Source organism: Lysinibacillus sp. NPDC047702 (assembly GCF_050272555.1).
In the GTDB taxonomy this organism is placed as follows: domain Bacteria; phylum Bacillota; class Bacilli; order Bacillales_A; family Planococcaceae; genus Lysinibacillus.
This window is the reverse complement of the sequence record NZ_JBNNMG010000012.1, coordinates 1-25,244: the sequence shown is the minus strand read 5'-3', so window position 1 is coordinate 25,244 and position 25,244 is coordinate 1. Positions and strand designations below refer to the sequence as shown.

At 39.0% G+C, this 25,244-nt stretch carries 24 protein-coding genes, 1 pseudogene and 1 other annotated feature; of the genes and pseudogenes, 22 read left to right on the top strand and 3 right to left on the bottom strand.

The window, feature by feature from the left end; genetic code table 11:
* The first annotated feature begins 5 nt into the window (after positions 1 to 5).
* The 5 genes from obgE (at position 6) to ACQKIM_RS08590 (ending at position 4,178) form a co-directional block, all read left to right on the top strand.
* Positions 6 to 1,295, top strand: coding sequence for a GTPase ObgE (gene obgE / locus ACQKIM_RS08610; RefSeq protein WP_427541988.1), 1,290 nt, complete (start codon positions 6 to 8; stop codon positions 1,293 to 1,295).
* 24 nt (positions 1,296 to 1,319) lie between these two features.
* Entirely contained in the window at positions 1,320 to 1,775 is a 456-nt protein-coding gene (locus ACQKIM_RS08605; RefSeq protein WP_283868916.1) for an ACT domain-containing protein, read from the top strand.
* 197 nt (positions 1,776 to 1,972) lie between these two features.
* Entirely contained in the window at positions 1,973 to 2,851 is an 879-nt protein-coding gene (pheA, locus tag ACQKIM_RS08600; protein WP_427541985.1) for a prephenate dehydratase, read from the top strand.
* Between the two features lie 21 nt (positions 2,852 to 2,872).
* Positions 2,873 to 3,262, top strand: a complete 390-nt coding sequence (locus ACQKIM_RS08595) for a thiol-disulfide oxidoreductase DCC family protein (protein ID WP_427541982.1) — start codon at positions 2,873 to 2,875, stop codon at positions 3,260 to 3,262.
* A 133-nt stretch (positions 3,263 to 3,395) separates the two neighbouring features.
* Positions 3,396 to 4,178: a hypothetical protein gene (locus ACQKIM_RS08590; RefSeq protein WP_427541979.1), complete on the top strand. Its 783-nt coding sequence runs from the start codon at positions 3,396 to 3,398 to the stop codon at positions 4,176 to 4,178.
* 49 nt (positions 4,179 to 4,227) lie between these two features.
* On the opposite strand, the gene ACQKIM_RS08585 is transcribed toward ACQKIM_RS08590, so the two are convergent.
* Complete coding sequence (locus ACQKIM_RS08585) at positions 4,228 to 4,761, bottom strand: transcription repressor NadR (protein WP_427541976.1); 534 nt, start codon at positions 4,759 to 4,761, stop codon at positions 4,228 to 4,230.
* Between the two features lie 142 nt (positions 4,762 to 4,903).
* Between ACQKIM_RS08585 and ACQKIM_RS08580 the strand changes: the two genes are divergently transcribed.
* The 8 genes from ACQKIM_RS08580 to ACQKIM_RS08545 all read left to right on the top strand — a co-directional run bounded on the left by ACQKIM_RS08580 (position 4,904) and on the right by ACQKIM_RS08545 (position 12,097).
* Entirely contained in the window at positions 4,904 to 5,968 is a 1,065-nt protein-coding gene (locus ACQKIM_RS08580; RefSeq protein WP_427541973.1) for a LysM peptidoglycan-binding domain-containing protein, read from the top strand.
* A gap of 190 nt (positions 5,969 to 6,158) precedes the next feature.
* Positions 6,159 to 6,836 (top strand): phosphotransferase family protein, encoded by a 678-nt coding sequence (locus ACQKIM_RS08575; RefSeq protein ID WP_427541970.1) that lies wholly within the window; start codon positions 6,159 to 6,161, stop codon positions 6,834 to 6,836.
* A 112-nt stretch (positions 6,837 to 6,948) separates the two neighbouring features.
* Positions 6,949 to 7,569 carry a Holliday junction branch migration protein RuvA gene (gene ruvA / locus ACQKIM_RS08570; RefSeq protein WP_427541968.1) on the top strand — a complete coding sequence of 207 codons (621 nt, stop codon included), beginning with the start codon at positions 6,949 to 6,951 and terminating at the stop codon, positions 7,567 to 7,569.
* 18 nt (positions 7,570 to 7,587) lie between these two features.
* A complete protein-coding gene (gene ruvB / locus ACQKIM_RS08565) occupies positions 7,588 to 8,592 on the top strand; it encodes a Holliday junction branch migration DNA helicase RuvB (protein ID WP_427541965.1) in 1,005 nt (334 codons plus the stop codon).
* A gap of 18 nt (positions 8,593 to 8,610) precedes the next feature.
* Positions 8,611 to 9,651 carry a tRNA preQ1(34) S-adenosylmethionine ribosyltransferase-isomerase QueA gene (queA, locus tag ACQKIM_RS08560; protein WP_427541962.1) on the top strand — a complete coding sequence of 347 codons (1,041 nt, stop codon included), beginning with the start codon at positions 8,611 to 8,613 and terminating at the stop codon, positions 9,649 to 9,651.
* 57 nt (positions 9,652 to 9,708) lie between these two features.
* Positions 9,709 to 10,854 (top strand): tRNA guanosine(34) transglycosylase Tgt, encoded by a 1,146-nt coding sequence (gene tgt, locus ACQKIM_RS08555; RefSeq protein ID WP_427541959.1) that lies wholly within the window; start codon positions 9,709 to 9,711, stop codon positions 10,852 to 10,854.
* Positions 10,855 to 11,052: 198 nt separating this feature from the next.
* Complete coding sequence (gene yajC, locus ACQKIM_RS08550) at positions 11,053 to 11,316, top strand: preprotein translocase subunit YajC (protein ID WP_427541956.1); 264 nt, start codon at positions 11,053 to 11,055, stop codon at positions 11,314 to 11,316.
* 145 nt (positions 11,317 to 11,461) lie between these two features.
* Positions 11,462 to 12,097, top strand: coding sequence for a DUF421 domain-containing protein (locus ACQKIM_RS08545; RefSeq protein WP_427541953.1), 636 nt, complete (start codon positions 11,462 to 11,464; stop codon positions 12,095 to 12,097).
* Here ACQKIM_RS08545 and ACQKIM_RS08540 read toward each other — a convergent pair.
* A complete protein-coding gene (locus ACQKIM_RS08540) occupies positions 12,094 to 13,611 on the bottom strand; it encodes a putative polysaccharide biosynthesis protein (RefSeq protein WP_427541950.1) in 1,518 nt (505 codons plus the stop codon). The two genes, ACQKIM_RS08545 and ACQKIM_RS08540, sit on opposite strands and share 4 nt — an antisense overlap.
* Positions 13,612 to 13,704: 93 nt before the next feature.
* Here ACQKIM_RS08540 and ACQKIM_RS08535 point away from each other — a divergent pair, with 93 nt between their 5' ends.
* Positions 13,705 to 14,013 (top strand): post-transcriptional regulator, encoded by a 309-nt coding sequence (locus ACQKIM_RS08535; RefSeq protein ID WP_427541947.1) that lies wholly within the window; start codon positions 13,705 to 13,707, stop codon positions 14,011 to 14,013.
* Positions 14,014 to 14,343: 330 nt separating this feature from the next.
* Complete coding sequence (secDF, locus tag ACQKIM_RS08530) at positions 14,344 to 16,611, top strand: protein translocase subunit SecDF (RefSeq protein ID WP_427541944.1); 2,268 nt, start codon at positions 14,344 to 14,346, stop codon at positions 16,609 to 16,611.
* A gap of 113 nt (positions 16,612 to 16,724) precedes the next feature.
* Here the strand turns inward: secDF and ACQKIM_RS08525 are convergent, their stop codons facing one another.
* Positions 16,725 to 18,413: a methyl-accepting chemotaxis protein gene (locus tag ACQKIM_RS08525; RefSeq protein WP_427541941.1), complete on the bottom strand. Its 1,689-nt coding sequence runs from the start codon at positions 18,411 to 18,413 to the stop codon at positions 16,725 to 16,727.
* A 319-nt stretch (positions 18,414 to 18,732) separates the two neighbouring features.
* Positions 18,733 to 19,025 (top strand) — a binding site (T-box leader).
* A gap of 101 nt (positions 19,026 to 19,126) precedes the next feature.
* On the opposite strand from ACQKIM_RS08525, the gene ACQKIM_RS08520 reads away from it, so the two are divergent.
* From ACQKIM_RS08520 to ACQKIM_RS08490, 7 genes and pseudogenes are all read left to right on the top strand, one after another.
* A complete protein-coding gene (locus ACQKIM_RS08520) occupies positions 19,127 to 20,500 on the top strand; it encodes a chorismate-binding protein (protein ID WP_427541938.1) in 1,374 nt (457 codons plus the stop codon).
* Entirely contained in the window at positions 20,500 to 21,531 is a 1,032-nt protein-coding gene (gene trpD, locus ACQKIM_RS08515) for an anthranilate phosphoribosyltransferase (protein WP_427541935.1), read from the top strand. Before ACQKIM_RS08520 ends, trpD begins: the two co-directional genes overlap by 1 nt.
* Complete coding sequence (gene trpC, locus ACQKIM_RS08510) at positions 21,528 to 22,319, top strand: indole-3-glycerol phosphate synthase TrpC (RefSeq protein ID WP_427541932.1); 792 nt, start codon at positions 21,528 to 21,530, stop codon at positions 22,317 to 22,319. The genes trpD and trpC overlap by 4 nt, the downstream gene beginning before the upstream one ends.
* Positions 22,316 to 22,930 (top strand): phosphoribosylanthranilate isomerase, encoded by a 615-nt coding sequence (locus ACQKIM_RS08505; protein WP_427541929.1) that lies wholly within the window; start codon positions 22,316 to 22,318, stop codon positions 22,928 to 22,930. The genes trpC and ACQKIM_RS08505 overlap by 4 nt, the downstream gene beginning before the upstream one ends.
* The gene (trpB, locus tag ACQKIM_RS08500) at positions 22,930 to 24,141 is read left to right on the top strand and encodes a tryptophan synthase subunit beta (protein WP_427541926.1); all 1,212 of its coding nucleotides are present in this window, start codon (positions 22,930 to 22,932) and stop codon (positions 24,139 to 24,141) included. Before ACQKIM_RS08505 ends, trpB begins: the two co-directional genes overlap by 1 nt.
* Positions 24,138 to 24,929, top strand: coding sequence for a tryptophan synthase subunit alpha (gene trpA / locus ACQKIM_RS08495; RefSeq protein WP_427541923.1), 792 nt, complete (start codon positions 24,138 to 24,140; stop codon positions 24,927 to 24,929). Before trpB ends, trpA begins: the two co-directional genes overlap by 4 nt.
* A 100-nt stretch (positions 24,930 to 25,029) precedes the next feature.
* A pseudogene (locus ACQKIM_RS08490) lies at positions 25,030 to 25,244 on the top strand (IS1182 family transposase); the annotation flags it as partial.

Below are 25,244 nucleotides of genomic sequence, written 5' to 3'. Positions count from 1 at the left end.
ATTAAATGTTTGTCGATCACGTCAAGATTTATGTAAAAGGTGGCGACGGTGGGGATGGAATGGTAGCCTTCCGTCGTGAAAAATTTGTACCGAATGGTGGTCCTGCTGGTGGCGATGGTGGTCACGGTGGAAATGTTGTGTTTCAAGTTGAAGAGGGCCTGCGTACGTTAATGGATTTCCGCTACAAACGCCACTTCAAGGCTGACCGTGGTGAGCATGGTATGAGTAAAGGAATGCATGGTAAACGTGCAGACGATTTAATCGTTAAAGTACCACCAGGCACAGTCGTAATGAACGAAGAAACAGGCGTTGTTATTGCCGATTTAGTCGAGCATGGTCAACAGGCGATTATCGCAAAAGCAGGCCGTGGTGGACGTGGTAATTCTCGCTTTGCAACACCAGCAAATCCAGCTCCAGAACTTTCTGAAAAAGGTGAGCCAGGACAAGAATTAAATGTTATATTAGAGTTAAAAGTTTTAGCAGATGTGGGACTAGTAGGATTCCCAAGTGTTGGTAAATCTACACTTCTATCAGTTGTTTCTGCTGCTAAGCCAAAAATTGGTGCTTATCATTTTACAACAATCGTTCCGAATTTAGGCATGATTGAGACAGAGGATCATCGAAGCTTTGCGATGGCAGATTTACCTGGTCTTATTGAAGGAGCACATGAAGGGGTGGGCTTAGGTCATCAGTTTTTACGTCATATCGAGCGTACACGTGTTATTGTTCATGTGATCGATATGTCAGGGATGGAAGGTCGCGATCCATATGAGGATTATTTAACAATTAATGAGGAACTAAAACAATATAATCTTCGTTTAACAGAGCGTCCTCAAATTATTGTAGCCAATAAAATGGATATGCCAGAAGCAGAAAATAACTTAGCGGAGTTCCGCCAAAAAGTAGGAGAAGATATTCAAATCTTCCCGATTTCTGCGATTTCGCGTCAAGGTTTAAAAGAATTATTATTTGCCATTGCAGATTTACTAGAGGTAACACCAGAATTCCCTCTATATGATGATTTAGAGGAGCAATCAGAGGCAACAGTCATGTATAAACATGAGGCAAAAGGTGAAGATTTTGAAATCACTCGTGATGATGATGGAACATTTATTATTAGTGGTTATGCAATTGAACGCCTATTCAAAATGACTGACTTTAGCCGTGAAGATGGAATTCGCCGCTTTGCTCGTCAATTACGTGCAATGGGCGTAGATGAAGCTTTACGTGAACGAGGAGCGCAAGATGGCGATACAGTTCGTCTACAAGAGTTTGAATTTGAATTTGTCGATTAAGACAAGAGTTTTAGGGGGAAGCGTATGAAGAATGTTGCGAATCAGCGATATTATTTAGTTCGTGAAGATGTTTTAACGGATGCTATGCAAAAAACTTTGGAGGCGAAGCACTTACTTTCAAGTGGATCAGTTTCATCCATTTGGGATGCGGTAAAGCAGGTGGATTTATCGCGAAGTGCGTTTTACAAATATCGTGATGCTGTATTTCCTTTCCACTCAATTGTGCAGGAACGCATTTTAACAGTCTTTTTACAGCTTCAAGACCGTAAAGGAACACTTGCAAAGCTTCTAGAAACAGTAACAAACACACATTGCAATGTGCTAACAATTCATCAAACCATACCTATTCAAGGGCGTGCTAATGTTACTTTATCATTAGATGTAACAAGCATGACTTGTGAGCTTGATGAATTAATACAGCAACTAAAGCGTTTAGATTTTGTAGAATCAGCGGAAGTTATTAGTTCTGGAGCATTGTAATATCTGTTTTGAATTGCTGCTAAGATAGAAGACGGCAAATAAAGCTTTAAGAGGAGCGTCTCATTAGAAATGGTATCTGATGGGACAGCTCCTCATTCTTATCATTCTAGAAACGAATAGGATATTAGTGCAGGTGTCAAAAACATATATGTAAAAATAATTTATAAACTACAATTGTAGTGAAGGAGGTAATTGCAATGACAGAGCAGCATTGGGAAAAACGAATCGCATATTTAGGACCAGAAGCATCTTTTACATACTTAGCCACAAAAGCAATCTTTCCAACCGAGTGGCTCGTTCCATGTGCAACAATTCCAGAATGCATTGAGGCGGTAGCTGAGGGGAAGGTAGATTTAGCAGTTGTTCCTATGGAGAATGCTCTAGAGGGCTCTGTAACACTGACACTCGATTATTTATTCCATGAGGCAATCTTATACGTTACAGGAGAGCTTCAGCTAAAAATCCAGCAGCATTTAATGGTCAATAAAGCCCAAAAGGATCATTGGGAATCAATTGAGGGTGTTTATTCACATCCACACGCATTAGCACAATGTCATAAATACTTATTCTATCGCTTCAGCCATGTACCATTACAGCAAACAACTTCAACTGCCGCAGCGGCAAAATATGTATCCGAAAATCCAAACGAGTGCATTGCAGCAGTTGGCAATGCAGCAGCGGCAGAAAAATATGATTTGGAAATCGTTCAACCAAATATTCATGATTTCCATTTTAATCATACACGTTTCTTCGTATTATCAAAGCAAAATATACGGCTCCCACAGGAATTATCAGATGGACAGGCAAAAACAACTTTTATGATCACCTTACCTACTGACCGTTCAGGGGCATTACATCAAGTGCTATCTGTATTTGCATGGCGGCAGTTAAATTTAAGTAAAATTGAATCCCGGCCATTAAAAACGGGCTTAGGTGACTATTTCTTTATGATTGATGTCTTAGCAGATGAAAAAGAACCTATGATGCGCGGGGCAATGGAAGAGCTAGCTGCACTTGGCTGCAAGGTAAAGTCACTTGGTACTTACTTTACGTATTTGACGTCAGATGAATCTTAAAAACGGGCTAGGAGGCTTAGTATGGGCGGCATTATTTTGTTTGATGGGATCTGTAATTTTTGTGATAGCAGTGTGCAATTTATTATTAGGTATGATCAGGCAGCGTATTTTCAATTTGCGTCCATCCAAAGTGATGTGGGACAAGCACTCCTTGCAAAATATAATGTGTCAGAGAATGTTGACAGTGTCATATTAATCGAACATGGAAAGGCTTATGTTGAATCAACAGCTGCTCTTAGAATCAGTCGAAAATTAGATGGTTTGTGGTCAATCTGCTATCTTTTCATTATCGTACCATCATATTTACGAAATATTGTGTATCGAGCAGTGGCGAAAAATAGATATCGTCTTTTTGGTCAAAAAAAAATTTGCCTTTTGCCTACATCTTCCCAGCAAAAAAGATTTCTCTAGCTATGAAGCTATCCAATTTATATTGGATAGCTTTTTTTGTCAAAAAATGACTAAAATTGCTGAGTCGATTTCCTCCTTAAACATGTTACACTAGTATTAATAGTATTTATTTGGTAAAAAAGGAGGTAAAAGTATGTTTTTGGTGGATATTCAAAAGGAGATTAAAAAAATTGCACCAGCAATACAACTGAATAAAGAAAAAATAAAGATACTTTTTGTGGAAAAATTACAGAACAATGAACCAGATTTCCTACATATGTTTCAAGATGATGTCAACAAAATAGAAGAATTTGCAATGTCATTAATCGATATGGTTTTTGGAGCTGTGATGCAAGAATCTTTAAAACAATTTATCCCATCCATAAAACCAATCGTACATCAGTACCAAAGCTTGGGCCTTTTACCAGACCATTATAAAAATTTAGGTAAATATTTAATAATTTCTATTCGCGAAGCATTAGAGGAAAGTGTTACACATGAAGAAATTATTGCTTTTCAATTAATATTCTATCGATTAGCAGAAATAGCCACTCGGTTAGAAAAAAATGACTACAAAAAAGTGAAAATAGGTATGCAAACTTGGTTTTTTAAATCATTTCGTGTTGTAAAAAAAGTACAGGAAAGCGATTTAGTCGTGTTAATTTATATTGTACCAATAGATGGTACAATTGCACCTATAGATGGAACAGATAACTATGTTTCAGTGCGTTTAACAATGCTGAATGAAGCACCTTCTCTTCAAAAAAATTTCCCACTAATTGAAAAGACAGGTCATAAAGGATATGTAATGACCATCAGTCGAAGTGCTAACATCCAGAAAAATGATCCCCTGACGGATTATTTATTTAACCAGTTAACTGAAGGGGATACAATTGAGATTACCTCACCAAAAAGTAATAAAAAATATAACAGATAAAAAGCAGCTGCTAGTCTTTTTGTAGAGAAGGCTAGCAGCTAAGAAAATACTATTGATCTGCAATTAAATAGCCTTTATTTTCTAATGTACGCTCAATCAAATTTAATATTTCTGTTGAAGGTGCAGAAATAACATGTAGATGTGTACCTCCAGTGAGCTCGGATAAATAGCTTGCCTGTGTTTCGTTAATACGTTCAATAAATTGTTTAACCTCATGCCGATTAGATACCATGAGGGACGCAGTAATTTCACCATAAATTGGATGTTCAACGATAACATTTTTTACTGTGCCTCCACAGTCAACGATGGTCATCAGCTCATCTTCAGCATCCACTGATGTATGGAAACAGGGGATTGTCCGTTCTACAGTATGCTGCAAGTGTTCCTGGTGCATATAGAGATAGCCTTGGCTAGTTGCAATAATAGGCTCATTTCTAGCCTTTAATAATGTCATATCATTGACAATGACTTGTCTAGATACATTGGCAAATTTAGCTAGGTCTGTGCCTGTTATAGGTGTTGTACTATTTTTTAATTGTGCCAGAAGATACAATCTGCGCTCCTCGCCTAACATTTTTTTCATAAGAGATCACCTCTGCCTGTAATAAAGGAAGCAGTTTTCCTTAAAGCCTAGTGTACCATGAAGCATTTCTAACATGCGTGAATTTTTTGTATCCAAATGAAACATTGAACATATGATACGTAGAGAGGAAGGGAGGAAAACATTGCGTATTCATATTGTTCAAAAGGGAGATACGTTGTGGAAGATTGCCAAGGAATATGGCGTTTCGTTTGAAGATTTAAAGAGACTGAATGCCCATCTTGCTAATCCAGATTATATTGTTCCAGGCATGGAAATCATTTTGCCTGAAAAAATAAACAAAGAACCGCATAGAGAAGGGCATAGAGAAGGGCATCGAGATGGGAACAGAGAGGGACATAGAGAAACAAACTGGGGAACACATAAAGAGGGACATAAGGAAACACAAATGCACAAAGAATCACCTACAAAGCCAGTTAAAGAAAGTGTTAAAAAAGAGGTACAAAGACCAATGCCACCACCTGTTGTGGTGCCACCACCACCGATGCCAGAACCACAGATGATACCAATACCTTATCCAATGCCGATGCCAATGCCACAACAACCGATGTTTGTACCACAGCCTGTAGAGCTAAGCTGGCACCAGCAAGTAGTTATGCCGCAGATAGAGCAAACACAAAACGTTGCTCCACCACCAGTACAAATTCAACCGCCACCTGTTATACAACCAGCACCGCCACCGCCAATGCCACAACCAATTTATATCATGCCACCACAAATGCCAGCAGTACCACATTGTTCTAGCTGTCATCAGCCAGTTCATCATCATATGTGGTGGCCAATGCCAATGCAGATGCCAATGCAGATGCCAATGCAGATGCCGATGCAAATGGAGCCACAAGTAGAAGCCTATACAATGCCACAGCAACCAACATCTTGTGAAATGAAGGGTAGTCATGTAGCTGGAATGGAGAATTTCTTAGAGTCAAGCACATCACCGTTCTTCCAAAAACCTGAAGCATATACGCAGCCTCAGTTCCAACCTATGCCAGAGATGAATATGGGGCAGTCTTGTGGTTGCAATGCTCAACCAATGATGCCGAATTGGCAAATGGACCCATGTCACTGCCCACCGCCATGCCCACCACCGCCACCATGTCCATCGGCTTGCCCACCGCCATGCCCGACATGTGGACCATGGGTGTCACCGCACTTATACCCAGGCGGGATGACGCCTTATCGATGGTGAAAAAGCATATATTATTGAGGAGTTAAAGCCTAATATTTGGAAATATAAATATCGCTCCAAAACCTATTTTGTCAAACGTGCAAAGCAATTAGAAATAACAGAAAAGGTAAAGGCAATCCATCGACAGCTTGGACGGCTTACGCCTTCGTTAATTTTGCCTATAGTGAAGAGTGATGATGAAAATTTAATTGTGCAAGTATGGCAAGAGGATAGCCACAGTGCTAATTTTACTCATAAAAAGGACAGAATAGAATCTCTTAAGCTATTAATTGCTTTACATGATACCCATAAAAAAATATCCTGGAAAAAAGTACCGGGTTTACACACTTATTCACAGCTTTTAAAATGGCAAATGCGTTATCTACGTTTTAAGAGCAGACGCAATGAATTCCGCGCTTTTTTAACAAAAGAAGAAATAGATCAAATTTTACACTATAGTGATAAATCCTTACAGTTAATCTCTATGGAGGATGTACCCGAAAAAGATATTACACTTTTACATGGAGATGTTGTACATCATAATTTTTTAAGGTGCTCTGATGGCGAATTAAAGTTAATTGATTTTGATTTGGCACATCTTGGAGAAGCAGATGATGAATATATTTTATGGTTACATCGGGTATTACCAGCGGTAGATTATGACCTTACTAAAATTTTTTCAGAGCTACCAGAGCTGAAACGATTAGATAAAAGAAAGCTACATCGTTTAAAATATCCAAATGAACTATTACGAGAATGGCTTTTTGCAGTAGATTTACCATTAGAACAGCAGCTAGTATTTTTAGATTATTTAGTACCGTTTACAAAACGTGCCCTCACATACTGGCCAAAATTGTGGTACGATATTGATAGAATGATGAAAAAATGACCGTCTTTTGGCGGTCATTTTTGTGTGGGTGCAACTACTATACTATTTCTTATAGTCGAGCATTCGTTCGCTATATGCTATAATCGAAGACGATGAATGTGAGGGATTATAGATGTATGACTATTTAAAAGGACAAATAACACGTATTACCCCTGAGTATATTGTGCTAGAGCAGCAAGGAATTGGCTGGCAGCTAAACACACCGAATCCATTTGCGTTTAGAACATCAGCCCTTGAACAACAAATTTTTGTACACTTACACGTACGTGAAGATGCGCAAGTTTTATATGGTTTTCCTAATCTGGACCAACGAGAATTATTTCGTAAGCTCATTTTAGTTTCAGGAATTGGGCCAAAAGGAGCGTTGGCTATTTTAGCTACAGGTAACCCACAGCAGGTAATTAGTGCTATTGAAAGAGAAGATGAAACTTTTTTAGTAAAATTCCCTGGTGTAGGAAAAAAAACAGCACGTCAAATGATTTTAGATTTAAAAGGCAAGCTTGGTTCCATACTGGACACAATTGAATTGCCTAGTACTGAGGATGAGTTACCACTGTTCGGTGTAAACCCGTATAAACATGAGCTGGAGGAGGCAATTCTTGCTTTATTGGCACTTGGTTATTCTGAAAAAGAGCTTGAAAAAGTACGTCCACAGCTTGAGGAAAATGAAAAGCTGCAAACGACAGATGCCTTTATGAAACAAGCGTTACAATTGCTACTTAAGTTGAAATAGTGAAAGGGGGAAAAGTACATGTCTGAACGTATGATGGCTAGTGAGGCAGGCAGCTATGATGAGCAATTTGAATTATCTTTAAGACCCCAGCGATTGGCACAATATATTGGACAGCATAAAGTAAAGGAGAATTTACAAATTTTCATTGAAGCAGCAAAGCTTCGTCAGGAAAGTTTAGATCATGTGCTATTATATGGACCTCCTGGACTTGGGAAAACGACACTAGCTGCTGTTATTGCCAATGAAATGAATGTCAATGTGCGCATGACAAGCGGACCTGCAATCGAACGTCCTGGAGATTTAGCAGCTATTTTAAGTTCATTAGAGCCTGGAGATGTACTATTTATCGATGAAATTCATCGCTTGCCACGTGCTATTGAAGAAGTACTTTATCCAGCCATGGAAGATTTTTGCTTAGATATTGTTGTTGGTAAAGGGCCTGAAGCACGTTCTGTCCGTCTTGATTTGCCACCATTTACGCTCGTCGGTGCCACAACAAGGGCTGGCGCATTATCGGCACCTTTAAGGGATCGCTTTGGTGTACTGCTGAGGTTAGAGTATTATGATGATACATCACTTGCTGAGATTGTCGTGCGTAGTGCACATTTATTTGATGTGGAAATTGAGCAAGTAGCAGCAGGTGAAATGGCTAGACGCTCGCGTGGAACACCTCGTATAGCAAACCGCTTGTTGAAGCGGGTGCGAGATTATGCACAGGTGCTTGGAGATGGTATGATAACAGAGAATCTTGCAAAGCAAGCATTAGAGCTGTTACAGGTCGATCCTAGAGGACTTGATCATATAGACCATAAACTAGTAACCAATATGATTGAGCGCTTTAAGGGAGGTCCTGTAGGCTTAGATACATTAGCTGCATCCATCGGTGAGGAGCGGATTACAATAGAAGATGTCTATGAGCCGTATTTAATGCAAATTGGCTTTATCCAGCGTACTCCACGTGGAAGAGTCGCTAGTCATTTAGCCTACGAACATTTTGGATATGATTATCCCCAACAAACATAGAAGAAGGAAGTTTTTTTCATGCGTGTAGAAGATTTTGATTTTGAATTACCAGAGGAGCTTATAGCCCAAACGCCGCTTGTCGATCGAACAGCTAGCCGATTAATGGTTGTGACGCCAGGCTCAAATGTAGTGGAGCATCATCATTTTGCACATATTTTAGATGAGCTACATGCTGGTGATTGCCTTGTGCTAAATGATACAAGAGTACTGCCAGCGCGTTTAATGGGCATAAAAGAGGAAACAGGTGCCCATATAGAAGTATTGTTATTAAAGCAAATGGCTGGTACGGATGAATGGGAAACACTTGTGAAGCCAGCAAAGCGTGTAAAAGTCGGTACAATTGTCACATTTGGAGATGGCTTACTGACAGCTACTTGTACAGGAGAGCTTGATCATGGCGGACGTACATTTGAGTTTAACTATAATGGGATTTTTTATGAAATTTTAGAACAGCTTGGTGAGATGCCCTTACCTCCATATATTCGCGAAAAATTAGAGGATAAGGATCGATACCAAACCGTCTATGCTAAAGAACGAGGCTCAGCTGCAGCTCCAACAGCGGGACTGCATTTTACAGAAGAATTACTGAAACAAGTAAAGGCAAAAGGTGTGGAGGTTGTCTTTATCACGTTACATGTGGGACTCGGAACTTTTCGACCTGTCAGTGTAGATTCCATTGAAAATCACGAAATGCATGCTGAATTCTATAGTGTGACAGAAGAAGCTGCTTCAACGATTAATCGTATAAAGCGTAATGGTGGCAAAGTGATTGCAGTTGGGACAACTTCTACACGAACACTAGAAACTATTGGCTCTAAATATAATGGAGAAGTGCGAGCAGAACAAGGCTGGACCTCTATTTTTATTTACCCAGGTTATGAATTTACAGTGGTAGATGGCTTAATTACAAATTTCCATTTGCCGAAATCTACCCTTGTCATGCTTGTTAGTACGCTTGCAACAAGAGAGACAATTTTAAGTGCCTATCATCAAGCTGTAGAGGGAAAATATCGCTTCTTTAGCTTTGGTGATGCTATGTTTATTCGTCCGAAGAGATAATTAAGGATAAAATCGGAGTACTGTTTTTACTTCAGATAAGAGAGGAATATTTATTTTATGACACAACCAGCAATTCGTTATGAACTACTTCATACTTGTAAGCAAACAGGAGCACGTCTTGGTATCGTGCATACACCACATGGCTCCTTTGAAACACCGACCTTTATGCCAGTAGGGACGCAAGCAACCGTTAAAACAATGTCTCCTGAGGAGCTAAAGGAAATGAATGCAGGTATCATCCTATCTAATACGTACCATTTATGGCTTCGTCCAGGCAATGATATTGTCAAGGAAGCAGGGGGCCTGCATAAATTTATGAACTGGGATCGCCCAATTTTAACAGATTCAGGTGGCTTCCAAGTATTCTCACTTAGTCAATTCCGAAAAATTGAAGAAGAAGGGGTTCACTTTCGCAATCATTTGAATGGAGATAAATTGTTTTTAAGCCCAGAAAAGGCAATGGAAATTCAAAATGATTTAGGTTCAGACATTATGATGGCCTTTGATGAATGTCCGCCATACCCTGCAACTTACGACTATATGCTACAATCTGTTGACCGAACAACTCGTTGGGCGAAGCGTTGTAAAGAAGCACATAACCGTCCAGAAGAGCAAGGGCTGTTTGGTATTATTCAGGGTGGAGAATATGAGGAATTACGCCGTCGTTCAGCAGAAGCATTAGTCGAGCTAGATTTCCCAGGATATGCTATTGGAGGGCTGTCCGTTGGTGAACCAAAGGATGTCATGAATAGAGTTTTAGAGTTTACTACACCATTAATGCCTGCAAATAAACCACGTTATTTAATGGGGGTTGGTTCACCTGACTCATTAATCGACGGGGCAATTCGTGGTATTGATATGTTTGACTGTGTACTGCCAACACGTATTGCACGTAATGGTACACTAATGACTTCTGAAGGACGTTTAGTAGTGAAGAATGCAAAGTATGCTCGTGATTTTGGCCCAATTGATCTGAATTGTGATTGCTATACTTGTAAAAATTATTCACGTGCTTATATTCGACATCTTATTCGTACTGAGGAAACGTTTGGTATTCGTTTAACGTCATACCATAACTTACACTTCCTATTGAAATTAATGGAGCAAGTACGTGAGGCAATCCGTGAAGATCGTCTAGGTGATTTCCGAGAAGAGTTTTTCGAGAAATACGGCTTTAATGGCCCAGATGCTAAAAACTTTTAATTTTAAGGCAAAAAGATATGCACAAAAAATAGTCAAAAGATAATGTGAATCACTGTGAATAGTGTATATTTCTAGCAAAATATTGTCTATTATAGAAAAAATATTAGTAATATAGAAAATTTTTGGGCTTGTCCATCGCTTTTTAATGGTGGAATAGTCTATACTAAAAAAAGTGATAATGGAAAGGGGGCAAGAATTATGAATTCGTATTTACAATTTATACCGATAGTGTTGATGTTCGTTGCAATGTGGTTTATTTTAATCCGCCCTGCTAAAAAGAGACAGCAGGAAACACAAAATATGCAGAGCAATTTGCAACGTGGAGATAAAGTAATTACAATAGGTGGCTTACATGGTGTGATTGATTCGATTGAGGATACAGCAGTAACATTGAAAATCTCAGAAAATGTACGTGTAAAATTTGATCGTCAAGCAATCGGACGCATTGTAAGTGAAAAATAACTAAACTTCGATTTAAAGGTGTTGTCCAACATAAATTTGGATAATGCCTTTTGTATTTCTTATCGCCATTTCAATTATTTTTGACTAAGCATTTCTGTATAAAATGCAACATACACGGTCACCTTGTTAGTATGGGGGTGACTGTATGGAAGAATATTTAATTATTATTTTTAGAACATGCTTTATCTATGTGTTTATTCTAATCATTTTTCGTTTAATGGGTAAACGTGAGGTTGGTGAATTATCTGTCATCGATTTAGTGGTATCCATTTTAATGGCTGAGGTTGCCGCATTTGCACTTGATGACTTTGAAACTCCTTTAATGCATGCCGTTTTACCAATTATCATGTTGTTTTTTATTCAAATAGGAAGTGCTTATTTATCATTAAAAAATAAAAAATTTCGTGATTTAGTGGATGGTGATCCAGTTTTACTGGTTAAGGATGGTGTCATTTTAGAAAAAGAAATGCGCAAGCAACGCTATAATTTAGATGATTTGTGTCAGCAATTGCGCGAAAATGGCACTGCCTCTGTTACAGAAGTTGCTTACGCTTATTTGGAGCCCACTGGGAATCTTTCTGTTTATGAGAAAGATGAAAAGGCATTTGTATACCCACTGATAATCGATGGCGATATTCAAGAAAGACATTTGAAACTTCTGCATAAGGATGCTGAGTGGCTAATAGCTGAGTTAGCCAAAAATAATATTACAAATTGTAAAACTGTATTTTTTTGTATTTGGGAAGATAATCGACTCCATATTCAACTGAAAGAATCTTAAACTTTTTTCACTAATTTCCGTAGATACTGGACATCCGTAAAACGTAGCTGATTCGAGAAAATTAAAAAAGTAAATAGTAAAAATAAAGTTACACAACTACTTAAAATAAAAGGTAAAGACATGATGGGTATTAAAAAATATTGAGTGACGCAAACCCCAATAAAGCAACTATAAGGTACTACAAACATTCTAAAGCCTGCACGTAAATTTTTGCGTTGTCTGACTGTTGCGATATGCAAGAACGAAGTAAGTAATACACCAAATCCAATTGCCACAACTGCCCCCTTTTCCTGTATACCAGGCTGAGAAGCGAGCACAAACATGACAAATAGCTTTCCTAGACCACCGTAAATGGAGTTCATCATGGCAGCGCGGGCCTCGCCTATTGCCTGCAATATCGAGTGCAATGGACTTTGAATATAGTAAAAGTAAAAAATAGGGGCTAATATTTTCACATAACCTCGATTTTCTTGTAGATGAAAGAGCTTCATCGCTAGTTCATCACCGTGAACAAAAAAATACGTAGCGGCAATACATCCCACTAAAGACGATAATCGCAACGACACGGAGATACGTTCCTGTAAAAGTGGTGTATGCTGACGAGCTACAGCATCGCTAACAGCCGGAATTAGGACAATTGACAGTGCAGTGGATACAAAAGCCGGAAATAACAAAAGCGGCACTAGTACGCCCGAAATAACACCATAAAGAATCGTTGCTGCGGAGGCTGTCAATCCAGCCATTGTTAGAGCCTTTAAAAAGATAATCGGCTCTAAAAACCATGTAAAGGAACCAAATAGCTTGCTTCCAGCAGAGGGGAGGGCTACTCGTAACATGGGTGAGGAAGGATATGCCTCGATTTTATTTTTTCTTGTCAATAATTTTTTCTTTGAAATAATATAATGCATCCACAAATATAAGAAAGCAATGACTTCGGCTAGAAGCGTAATCCCCATGGCAGAGGCTGCTGTTACAGAAGCATTATTATAATTTGCTACATATGGAAGCATAAATGTGATAAAGCCAATACGTACAAGTTGTTCAAGCATTTGAGACCAAGCTGTTGGTGTAATTTTCGCGATACCCTGTAAATAAGCGCGCAATAGCCCAGAGCCAACTGACACAGGCACCGCAAAGAGCGCAATCCAGAGCGTAAAGGTTGTATGTTCATTATGTAATAGTGTAGTCGAGATATATGGTATTGCTAGTGCAACAATTGGCATAAAGATGATCATACCAATAAATGACCAAAGTATAGCGGTTTTCATAACACCAAAGATGTTTTCACGTTTGTTTTTTGCTAGTAGCTCTGCTACAATTTTTGCTACAGCGATAGGTAGTCCAAGTTGAATGAGTGAGATAAAGAAAATAAAAGCAGGATAGACGGTCATATAAATACCGACTGCTTCTTCACCAGCGATCCGCATAAACTGCATTCTATAAAAGAAGCCAAAGAGTTTCGATAAAAAAATCACGAACATCAAAAATAGTGTACCTCGTACAAAAGAACTCATGCCATCCGTCCCTTCTCAAGCCGCAAAAATTCATTTACACTATTTGTATGCAAACATGTCTTACGATACAACTTTGATTGGAGATGATTCAAAATGAGTGTGCAATATGAGCAACTATTTGAAAAAATTCGTCCGGCAATTGATAGTAAGATAGGAGAGTTTCAGCATTTTCAATACGATGCGATTACAGCAGAAGAACTTTGGCGCTATTGTATAGAGAAAAAATGGCGTAAAAAAAATATCGAACAATTACGATTACATCAGATTATCGCTACTATTTTTTCTGTATCTCCGTCGGATATTGTATCTTTTAATCAAGTAGAGTTTTTACAAAGTAATAATTGGTTTTCAGAATTGAACGCAGAAGAGTTAAAAATGCTACTTGGACCAGTTAAAGTTTAAGAACTGTGTAAAAATTGTCAAATAATAAAAGAATACTAAAAGTGTTGAATTGACACCAAGCGCAACCTGTTTCATAATGAGTGTGTTGCGCTTTTTTTATTGAAATAAGTATTTTTACTGTTATACCTCTAATAGCTGTTATGAAAAGTAGAGGTTAAAAAGATAAATTTGCGCGTTATGAACGATTGAAATAAGTAGAGCAACCTTTTTGAAGCACAGGCTACATTATTCTACAGGAAAAGGAGGAATAGACGTTTCAAAAGGTCTTGCTATTATACTTGTTTGTAGTGTAAGGAATGCTCTTACACCCTATTCGAGGAGGATTTATAAATGAAACTAAAAAGTCGTATAGTTGCATTCGTATTGATTTTGGTGCTCTTTACAGCAGCCATTAGTACGACTGTAAACGGCGTCTTAAAGGACATTAAGCTTGGTCTTGACCTACAGGGCGGGTTTGAGGTTCTTTATGAGGTAAAAGAATTAAAAGAGGGACAAGAAGTTACACCGGGTGTTTTATCGGCAACTGCAACAGCACTTGGTGAACGTGTAAATGCTATCGGGGTAAGTGAACCGAGTATTCAGGTTGAAGACAAAAACCGCATTCGTGTGCAATTAGCCGGTGTTGAAGACCAAGAATCAGCACGTAAATTATTGTCTACTTCTGCAAATTTAACATTCCGTGATGTCGATGATAATTTACTATTAGATGGTGATGACCTAAAGCCAGGTGGAGCAAAGGATTCCTTTGACCAGCAGAATCGCCCAATCGTTTCATTAACATTAAAAGATGCGAAAAAATTTGCTGATATTACAAGTAAAATTGCCGCTAAACCAGCAGGTGAAAATTTACTCGTTGTATGGTTAGACTTTGAAGAAGGTGTTGATTCATATAAAACTGAATCACAAAAAGCGAAGCCTCGTTATGCATCTGCTGCAACAGTTAGTCAAACATTAAATACAACAGATGTAATGATTAGTGGGAACTTCACAGTTGAAGAAACAAAGAATTTAGCAGGTATATTAGATGCTGGTGCACTTCCAGTAAAGCTTGATGAAATTTATTCTACGTCAGTTGGTGCACAGTTTGGTGACCAAGCACTGAAAAGTACCGTTTTCGCTGGTATTGTGGGTGTAGTATTAATTTTCTTATTTATGCTATTCTACTACCGTTTGCCTGGTTTTATTTCTATCATTACACTTGCCATTTTCACTTTCTTAGTACTTGTGGTTTTTGATTGGATTAATGCTGTTTTAACACTTCCAGGTATTGCAGCGATTGTGCTCGGTATAGGTATGGCTGTGGATGCCAATATTCTAGCGGCTGAGCGGATTCGTGAGGAACTACGAGTTGGTCATTCAGTAAAACAAGCATTCCAAATCGGCTCGAAGCAGTCCTTATCAGCGATTATTGACGCACAGCTTACTACATTATTAGCTGCTGCTGTATTATTTAAATTCGGGACAAGCTCTGTTAAAGGGTTTGCAACAACATTAATTATTAGTATTTTACTAAGCTTCCTAACAGCTGTTTGGGGATCTCGAGTATTACAAGGATTACTTGTAAATAGTGGCTATTTCAACAATCCTGCGTGGTTTGGTATTGCGAAATCGAAACAGCATAGCTTAGATGAAAATATCGGAACATTAGATTTATCAACAAAATTTGATCGTTTTGATTTTGTACACAACCGTAAGAAATTCTATACATTCTCATTAGCTATTTTAGTGGCTGGTTTAGTGGTTCTTGGTATATTCCGTCTAAACCTGGGTATTGATTTCTCAAGTGGTACGCGTGTGCAAATTGACTCAGATCAAACTTTAACTAAAGAAGAAGTATCTAAGTACTTAGATAGTATCAACTTCTCATCTGAGGATATCATTTTAGCAGGAGAAAAGAGTAACTCTGCGGTTATTCGTTATAAAGAAGATCTATCTCAAGCGGATATTTTGAAATTCAAAAAAGAAGCGGGCGAAAAATATGGTCATGAGCCTGGGGTAAGTACAGTGTCGCCAACTGTTGGTAAAGAGCTTGTGATTAACGCAATCAAAGCTTTATCACTGGCAGCTCTTGGTATTGTTATTTATGTAGCGATTCGTTTCGAGTGGCGCATGGGTGTTGGGGCAATCGTCTCTTTATTACATGACGTATTCTTAATTGTTGCGGTATTTAGCTTTATGCGTTTAGAGGTTGATATCACATTTATTGCGGCTGTATTGACGATTGTTGGTTACTCCATTAATGACACAATTGTTACGTTTGACCGGATGCGTGAAAACTTAGATCGATATGATACGATTCAGGACCGTGAAGTGTTAGCGAATATCGTTAATAAATCATTACGTCAAACGATGGGTCGATCTGTGAACACCGTGTTAACGGTTATTATCGTTACAGTGGCACTTCTTATTTTAGGTGCACCATCGATTCAAAACTTCTCAATCGCGTTATTAATTGGTTTAATAACAGGTATGTATTCATCAATCTGTATTGCAGCACAAATCTGGTATTCATTAAAAATTCGTGAAATGAAAAAATCAGATGGTCAGATTCACAAAAAAGAGAAGAAGCAATGGGGTACTGACGAGCCTGTTGTTTAAAATATGACTTTAAATTTGGAGCAGGGAAGGAAATTTTCTTTCCCTGTTTTTGATGATAAAAAAGAATCTGCATGCTTTCGTTGGAAAGTTGCAGATTCTTTTTGTTTTGTCCATTAAAGTCTAAATTGTTGGAGTAAGGCTTGTAGCTGCTGGGCGTTGTCACTTAGCTCCTCAGCTACTGCATTGACCTGCTGCATTGTAGCTACTTGCTCTTCAACTGCCTGGGCAATAATTTGGGAGTTATCTGCTGAAATGCCTGCACCAGTGGCAATTTCTGTTATAGAGGCGGCTACTTCTTGAGCGCCAGCTGAAATTTGTTCCGAAGTAGCTGAAATATCTTCAATTTGGTCTGTGAAGTCTTGAACAGATGATGAAATAGCGTCAAAGGCATCACCTGCCTCATATATTTTAGCTACACCATCCTGAACAGATGCTAAACCTTCATTAACAGCATCCTCGACATTTCTTGTATCCTTTTGAATCTCATTTGTAATTGCGACAATTTGACTCGCAGATTGATTTGATTCATCTGCTAGCTTTCGCACTTCATCTGCAACGACTGCAAAGCCCTTGCCGTGTTCACCAGCTCTTGCTGCTTCGATAGCGGCATTCAATGCCAGTAAATTGGTTTGCTCCGTAATGGCTGTGATTACTTTTGTAATTTGGCCAATATCTTCAGATTGCTTACTAAGTTTTTTTGTTAAATCAGCAATACGTATTGTAGCTCCAGAGATTGTATCCATCTGATCTTTAGCAGTTAAAATGGTTGCACCACCTGTATTGGCAAGATGTGTCATATTGAGAGCGTTGTGATGTAAGAATTGTGTAGCCTCAGCTATACGCTGTACACCAGATGCGGTTTCATCCATAGCGATTGTACTTTGCTGAGCTGAGCTGGCTGATGCAGTTAAGTGATTCGTTGTTTCTTTTACACGGTGTGCAATATCGCTTGACGTAGCTGTCACTTCCTCAGTGCTTGCAGAAAGCTCTTCAGAAACAGCAGATAAATGTGTGGCACTATCTTGAACACTTCCTATTAGCTTAGATAAATTTTGTTTTAACGTATTTACTGCTGTAGCAAGAATACCAATTTCATCTTTTGAGCTATAGTCAAGTTGGGCGATTGTTAAATCACCTTGCGCTAATGCATCAGCTGCAACGATTACCTGTCGCAGAGGTTGTATGATAGAATTTTTAACAAAATTCATAAAGTATAGTCCTACAAAAACACTTACAATAAGCAAGACAATGGAGAAAATGATAGCTCTTGATACAGTTAAATCCACATTATGCTCAACCTTTTGCAGTTGTTCATTATGATATTCTAATAGCTCTTTTGTCAAAGCAAAGATTTCCCTATTATATTTTGTCACATCATTATTTATGTAGGATAATGCTAAATCAGGGTCGCCATTAGTAAAAGCTTGCATCGCCTTTTCGGAACTAGACAGTAAGTCATTTTGTAATGCAGTTACTTGCTCCATAATACCCTTTGTATAATCTGAACGAACGATACTTGTCAGTTCTTGAATCGTCTCAGGCAATAGCTTTTCATATCTTTCTAAATTAGCTTTCGCCGTTTCATCTTTACTATTTAAAATATAGGAACGTAAAAATAGGCCTTGAGAGGCAATTTGTTGCTGTATTTTTTCTGTTAATTGCATTTGAACAATTCGATGATTTAATGCCTCATCTATATCTCTCTTCGCTACTTTAAATTGCAGAAATGAGAGAATACTCAAAATCAGTAATAAACAAATTAATGAAATAAATCCTATATTTAGTTTTTTGCGAACGGACATTTACGTTCCTTCTTTCCTTCATAATATTAGAGAATCAATGTTCTGAAATTACTATAACTTGATATTTTTGCAAGGTCAATACTTGGAAAAAGTTTAAATTTAGGTATTTTTACTTCCTTTTTGTTGAATAGATAAAAGCGATTTTTACTAGTAATGCTTTTCATCATTTCATTCGTATTTTTTCTTTTTCTCAGAATTGATTGACAATTTTGTTGGTTTGGCATAGAATAAGGCTAACTTTTTGTTCGAACAATGGTAGAAGGTCTCGGGAGCGAGGCTGGCCATAGAACAGATGAGCTGAGTTTAGATAAGAATAGCTGAGAAATTGTTGAATAAGAATAGTAGTGTAAGTGTGCAATCTAGAGAGTCAGTGGATGGTGTGAACTGATTTGCAGCTTATGTGAATGGACTTATGAGAGTCGCTTATAATAAAAGCGAACGGCTTCCCCACGTTATAGGGGGTGCTTTAACTTTAATGACCATGCAGGTTAAAAAGTTAAAAGTCTTCGGACTATCTTTGTGTGATGGATTTCATGTCATGCTAGGACAGCACATAAGGGAGAGCAATATGCTCTAATATGAGGTGGCAACGCGGTCTTAATCGTCCTCTGCAATTAGGAAAAATCCTTTTTGCAGAGGGCTTTTTTTATTTTCAGCAACTATTTAAACAGTGATTACATTCAGGGGAAATTTTGAAAAGGAGCTTGGTACTTATGCTATCTACGAGTTCAAGAACAAAAATGAAAACAATTAATGGTGATTCTTTAACGCCGATTTTAATTTTTAGACGCTTACAAGGTAATCATAAATTTTTGCTAGAGAGTTCAGCCCAGCATGAGGGTGCAGGACGTTTTTCTTTTATTGGTGCTAACCCTAGAAAAACATATAAAGGTCAAGGAGATGAAATTCAAGAGTATTCCTATAAAACGGGAAAAACATATACACATAAAGGTGATTTATTTGTGTTATTGAAAAGATTAATGCCTCGCGTTTCCAATACTACGCAGTTCCCATTTTCAGGAGGCGCTGTTGGTTATGTAGGTCATGGGGCAACGTCAATTCCTTCTACTGTACAGGTGAATATGGAGCTGCCTGACGTGCATTTCCATGTTTATGAGACAGTTATTGTTTTTGATCATGTAACAGACGAAGTTACACTAATTCATACAAATATAGATGCAGAAAAAAAAGAACCAAATTTAGAAGAGCTAGCACAACAGCTTTTAAAAGGTAAAGAGGCTGAGGATACAAACTGTCACTATGCTCCAAAGGAATACTTAGCGAATGAACATTTTGAGAGCTCTCTTACTGCTATTAAAAATATTTTGGATGAAGAGACGGTAAGGGTTGTGCTTTCAAAGCGCTTAATAGCTGATTTACAAGGAGATGCTTTCGCTTTATATCGTCAATTACGGAAGGAAAATCCGGCACCCTATATGTATTATGTAGAATTTGAGGATCACATAGTATTAGGAACATCTCCTGAAAGCCTTATTCGAGTTAAGGGTGAGCGGGTTATTGCAACCCCAACAGAAGGAACGCTTCCTAGAGGTAAAACTAAGGGTGAAGACTTGGAGCAAGAACGAAAACTAGTGGAAAGCACAGAAGTGAGAAAATCTCATGCGGTACTAGTTTCCGCCATTCAGCAAGAGCTGCGGTCAGTGTGCTTCCGAGATTCGATTCAGGTGATTGAGGCGATGAAAATTGAGCGTTCTAAGCAAGCTTTACACATGACATCTAGGGTTGAGGGTCAAATTTTACCGATGCTTCATGGACTTGATGTCTTAGCTGCTACATTACCACCTTTTGCATCAACAGAAATTCCAAAGGCACAGGTCAAGGATTATTTGGATAAATTTAGTCAGGCTACAGGTATTTTTGGCGGTGCCCTTGGGTTTATTGGCTTCAATGGTCATCTTGATTTTGCTTTAACAGGAAAATCAATGGTGATAGCCAATGAAACAATGCATATGCAAACAACTGTAACGGTTACGAAATATACAAATACCAACGAAATTTTGAAACAGTCAGAAGAGGAAGAACGAGATTTTTTACGGCTACTTGAAAAAGAAGGAGGTCAACATTAATGGAAGCTATTCAGCAAAAAGTACAGCAGCGCGAGCATCTCATATATGAAGAAATGCTGCAGGCAGCAAATTGGATATTCCAGGATGACACACCGAAGGAGGAAATAGCTAGCTTTCTAACAGCATTATCAACTAAGGGTGAAACAGCACATGAAGTAGCAGCATTGGCAACTGTTATGCGGTCATTTGCGCTTGATGTACCTGCAAAAGCAGGTGTATATATGGATAATTGCGGTACAGGCGGCGATGGTTTGAATACCTTTAATATCAGTACAGCATCTGCTTTCGTTTTGGCTGGAGCAGGTGTTCAAATGGCTAAGCATGGTAATCGCAAAATTTCCTCAGCATCAGGAAGTGCGGATGTTTTAGAAGCGCTTGGTATTCATACCGATATTACAATTGAGCAAACTGTTGAACTGCTAGAGACAGAGGGGATTGCCTTTTTATATGCGCCAAATGTACATCCAAAATTAAAGCGGATTGGAGAGGTGCGTCGTGCTCTGAGTAAACCAACAATTTTTAATCTTGTAGGTCCTCTTACAAACCCAGTTTCATTATCAACGCAATTTACGGGTATAAATCGACCTAATTTTGTCATGGAGTACGCTTCGGTTTTACAAATGCTTGGACGTGAACGAGCGATGGTCGTTTCAGGACCACAGGGGCTAGACGAGGCGTCATTAGCTGGGCAAAATACCTTTGTCTTAGTGGATAAAGGAGACTTAATACCTTTTTCATTAACCGCAGAGGATGCAGGGCTTAGCTATGCGCCGCTAGAGTCAATCCGAGGGGGAAATGCGGATGAGAATGCCGTTATTATGCGAAAATTATTAGCTGGTGAACAAAGTGCCTACTTTGACACAGTATTATTAAATGCTGGTATTGGACTATTCAGTTATGGAAAAGCCGAAACAGTTAAAGAGGGCGTAGACATGGCGAGGGATAGCATTTTTAGTGGGCGGGCATTACAAAAATTAGAGGCAGTCGCTGCTTTCAGCGAGAAAATTAAAGAAGTGGGGGTTGGACAATGAATATTTTAAATAAAATTATTGAACAGAAAAAAATAGAGGTATGTGCATTACTTGAACAACCTGACCCACTTGCTTATTTTACAGAAAAGCCGCGATCATCATTATTTGAGCAATTACGAACATCGGAAACATTACAGGTTATTTCTGAGATGAAGCGTGCATCACCTTCCAAAGGGCTTATCGCAGAAGGAGCAGATCCAGTTGCTCAAGCAAAAATATATGAACAAGCAGGAGCAGCCGCTATTTCTGTACTAACAGATAAGGAATTTTTTAAAGGATCCTTTGAGGATTTAGCTTCAGTTGCCGATGTTGTTCAAACACCTCTTCTTTGTAAGGATTTTATGATTGATCGTGTACAAATTCGATTTGCCAAAGCATCAGGTGCATCGATTATTTTATTAATCGTCGCTGCATTAACAGATGAATTATTACGTGATTTATATAACTATGCAACAGGTTTGAATTTAGAGGTATTAGTTGAAGTGCATGATCTTCAGGAGCTTGAACGAGCTTTGGCAATAGGAGCTCAACTGATTGGCGTTAATAATCGGGATTTACGTTCCTTTGAGGTGAGCTTAGAACGAACGCGTGAAATTGCAGAGGCTTTCCCATTCGACGAGGAGCATGTGTTAATCAGTGAAAGTGGCATTTGGAACCAGGAAGATGCTAAAACGGTGGCAGCAATGGGGGCCAGTGGTGTTCTTGTTGGTGAGTCCTTGATGCGTAGTGGTGATGCAGGAGCCGCACTAAAAAGTTTACAGGTAAGCAAGGTGGAGGCATCCGTATGACAAAGGTGAAAATTTGTGGATTGAAGGAACAGCAGCATGTACGAGCTGCAGTAGAGACAGGAGCAGATGCAATTGGATTTGTTTTTGCCCCAAGCAAGCGCCAAGTTTCTATTGAACAGGCACATCAATTAGCCAAATATGTACCAAAGGGTGTTTTGAAAATAGGAGTCTTTGTTAATCCAAGTGTGGAGGAACTGCAAGCCGCTGTAGAAGGTGTGCCATTAGATTATGTGCAGTACCATGGAGAAGAGACACCCGAATTTATCAGTCAGCAAGGTTATCCAGCTATTAAGGCACTTTCAGTTCGTGATGAAGAAGATGTTCGTGCGGCAGCTAATTATAATGTTGATTATTATTTATTCGATGCACCCGGCACCGATTTTAAAGGTGGGAGTGGTCACACGTTTGATTGGACACTTCTAGCAATGGCAGGGATTCCGCGAGAGAAATTAATTTTAGCAGGTGGTTTAAAAGCTGAAAATATTGCTGAGGCTGTTTCTCTGGTGTCGCCCTATATGGTAGATGTATCGAGCGGTGTGGAGACAGATGGTATAAAGGACGAAGCAAAAATAAATGCATTTATACAAGCTGTAAAGAAAGGAAGAGCATAATGGTAAATTCAATTGCAAATAGTGTACCGACAAAGGAAGGTCGTTACGGTAAATTTGGAGGACAGTTTGTTCCAGAAACATTAATGACGGCCTTGCAGGAACTAGAGTTAGCTTATGATGAGGCAATGAGCGATCAGGAATTTACGGATGAACTAGCCTATTATTTACAACAATATGTTGGGCGTGAGACACCGTTGTACTACGCAGAAAACTTAACACAGAAGCTGGGTGGTGCGAAAATTTACTTAAAGCGAGAAGATTTAAATCATACAGGCGCCCATAAAATCAATAATGCCATAGGTCAAGCACTGCTGGCTAAACGCATGGGCAAAAAGAAAATTGTAGCGGAAACAGGAGCAGGGCAGCATGGTGTAGCCACTGCAACAGCATGTGCTCTTTTAAACCTAGAATGTGTTGTCTTTATGGGTGCTGAGGATATCAAGCGTCAACAGTTGAATGTATTTCGCATGGAGCTACTTGGTACAAAAGTGGAGTCTGTCGAAACAGGTTCCAAAACATTGAAAGATGCTGTTAATGCTGCACTTCGCTATTGGGTGACAAATGTTGAGGATACGCATTATATTTTAGGCTCAGCTTTAGGACCACATCCATTTCCAAAAATCGTCAGAGACTTCCAGCGTATTATTGGTATTGAAACGAGACAGCAAATTTTTGAAAAGGAAGGACGTTTACCAGACGCAGTTGTTGCCTGTATCGGTGGTGGCAGTAATGCAATTGGTATGTTCCATCCCTTTGTCGATGACGAAGCTGTAGCGTTATACGGTGTAGAGGCTGCGGGAAGTGGTATTGAAACAGGAAAACATGCAGCGGCTATTGCTGGTGGACAGCTAGGTGTATTGCACGGAGCATTTATGTATTTATTACAGGATGATAATGGCTTTGTACAGGAGGCTCACTCTATATCTGCTGGGCTAGATTACCCAGGAAAGGGTCCAGAGCATTGCTATTTACATGATATTGGTCGTGCTCATTTTGATTCGATTACAGATAGTGAGGCACTAGAAGGCTTACAGTTATTAAGCCGTACAGAAGGTATACTTCCTGCGTTAGAGAGCTCTCATGCTATCGCCTATACAGCAAAGCTAGCAAAAACGATGTCTACAGATGACATCATTGTCGTATGCTTATCGGGCCGAGGCGATAAAGATGTTCATACAGTCCGTAAAGCATTAGGAGGGGATATATCATGACAACATTACAGCAGGCAATTGAACAAACAAATATTGCTGGTCATAAAGCATTTGTGCCGTATATTATGGCAGGAGATGGTGGGCTAGAAACATTAAGACCAACAATTCTAAAGCTGCAGCAATTGGAAGTTACTGCTATTGAGGTCGGTATTCCATTTACAGACCCTGTTGCAGATGGTCCAACAATAGAACGAGCAGGTGAACGAGCTTTAGCAGCAGGTGTGACATTACGAAAGGTGTTAGAAGAGCTGACCTCCTTTAGAACTGAGATTCATGTACCATTAGTGGTTATGACTTATTTTAATCCTATTTTAGCTTACGGCTTAGAGGAGTTTGCAAAAGCTTGTGTGGCAGGAAGAGTAACAGGATTAATCGTTCCTGATGTTCCACTTGAGGAAAGTGCTATATTACAGGAGGCATTAAATCCTCATGGTATTGACATAATCCAGCTTGTATCATTAACAAGCCCACCTGAACGAATTACGCGTATCGCGGCTGCTAGTCAAGGCTTTGTCTATGCTGTGACAGTCAATGGCATCACGGGGGCTCGCTCAAGTTTTGCAGATGATTTAGCTGGCCATTTTGCTCGCTTACGTGAAGCAAGTGAAATTCCGGTTCTAGCAGGATTTGGTATTTCAACACCTGAACAGGTGGTCAGTATGGGGGCACTTGGAGATGGTGTCATTGTCGGCAGTGCCATTGTGACGGCATTACACGAAAATAATTGGCATAAGATTGAATCATTGGTGCTCGCTTCTAAAGGCGTACTAGAGAAGCCTACTCTTTAATAGAGTAGGCATTCTGTTGAAAAACAAAATCGTCTATAGACAAAATGTGAACATTCCAATAAAATCCTCTCATTAATGAAATAAGTGAGGGGATTTTTTTATGTACGTTACATACTCCAGAAGAGAGATTGAAGAGAATCGAAAGTTCTACGAGATGATGTATGATCCCTCGCATCAGTTAGTGAAGATGGATCAAGTGATGGACTGGAATTTTGTATCAAAACAATTGGAAGTTTTTTATCCATACAGCATTGGTCGCCCAACAAAAGATCCGATCATGTTGGTGAAAATCTTATTGATTCAGTATTTAGAAGG

Excerpts from the sequence above, each read along its gene's own strand:
- secDF (WP_427541944.1), top strand. The coding sequence starts at position 14,344 with ATGAAACTAAAAAGTCGTATAGTTGCATTCGTATTGATTTTGGTGCTC.
- ruvA (WP_427541968.1), top strand. The coding sequence starts at position 6,949 with ATGTATGACTATTTAAAAGGACAAATAACACGTATTACCCCTGAGTAT.
- ruvB (WP_427541965.1), top strand. The coding sequence starts at position 7,588 with ATGTCTGAACGTATGATGGCTAGTGAGGCAGGCAGCTATGATGAGCAA.
- queA (WP_427541962.1), top strand. The coding sequence starts at position 8,611 with ATGCGTGTAGAAGATTTTGATTTTGAATTACCAGAGGAGCTTATAGCC.
- ACQKIM_RS08595 (WP_427541982.1), top strand. The coding sequence starts at position 2,873 with ATGGGCGGCATTATTTTGTTTGATGGGATCTGTAATTTTTGTGATAGC.
- trpC (WP_427541932.1), top strand. The coding sequence starts at position 21,528 with ATGAATATTTTAAATAAAATTATTGAACAGAAAAAAATAGAGGTATGT.
- ACQKIM_RS08535 (WP_427541947.1), top strand. The coding sequence starts at position 13,705 with ATGAGTGTGCAATATGAGCAACTATTTGAAAAAATTCGTCCGGCAATT.
- ACQKIM_RS08605 (WP_283868916.1), top strand. The coding sequence starts at position 1,320 with ATGAAGAATGTTGCGAATCAGCGATATTATTTAGTTCGTGAAGATGTT.
- ACQKIM_RS08590 (WP_427541979.1), top strand. The coding sequence starts at position 3,396 with ATGTTTTTGGTGGATATTCAAAAGGAGATTAAAAAAATTGCACCAGCA.
- trpA (WP_427541923.1), top strand. The coding sequence starts at position 24,138 with ATGACAACATTACAGCAGGCAATTGAACAAACAAATATTGCTGGTCAT.
- ACQKIM_RS08505 (WP_427541929.1), top strand. The coding sequence starts at position 22,316 with ATGACAAAGGTGAAAATTTGTGGATTGAAGGAACAGCAGCATGTACGA.
- ACQKIM_RS08545 (WP_427541953.1), top strand. The coding sequence starts at position 11,462 with ATGGAAGAATATTTAATTATTATTTTTAGAACATGCTTTATCTATGTG.
- ACQKIM_RS08540 (WP_427541950.1), bottom strand. The coding sequence starts at position 13,611 with ATGAGTTCTTTTGTACGAGGTACACTATTTTTGATGTTCGTGATTTTT.
- obgE (WP_427541988.1), top strand. The coding sequence starts at position 6 with ATGTTTGTCGATCACGTCAAGATTTATGTAAAAGGTGGCGACGGTGGG.
- ACQKIM_RS08585 (WP_427541976.1), bottom strand. The coding sequence starts at position 4,761 with ATGAAAAAAATGTTAGGCGAGGAGCGCAGATTGTATCTTCTGGCACAA.
- ACQKIM_RS08520 (WP_427541938.1), top strand. The coding sequence starts at position 19,127 with ATGCTATCTACGAGTTCAAGAACAAAAATGAAAACAATTAATGGTGAT.
- trpB (WP_427541926.1), top strand. The coding sequence starts at position 22,930 with ATGGTAAATTCAATTGCAAATAGTGTACCGACAAAGGAAGGTCGTTAC.
- yajC (WP_427541956.1), top strand. The coding sequence starts at position 11,053 with ATGAATTCGTATTTACAATTTATACCGATAGTGTTGATGTTCGTTGCA.
- tgt (WP_427541959.1), top strand. The coding sequence starts at position 9,709 with ATGACACAACCAGCAATTCGTTATGAACTACTTCATACTTGTAAGCAA.
- trpD (WP_427541935.1), top strand. The coding sequence starts at position 20,500 with ATGGAAGCTATTCAGCAAAAAGTACAGCAGCGCGAGCATCTCATATAT.
- pheA (WP_427541985.1), top strand. The coding sequence starts at position 1,973 with ATGACAGAGCAGCATTGGGAAAAACGAATCGCATATTTAGGACCAGAA.
- ACQKIM_RS08525 (WP_427541941.1), bottom strand. The coding sequence starts at position 18,413 with ATGTCCGTTCGCAAAAAACTAAATATAGGATTTATTTCATTAATTTGT.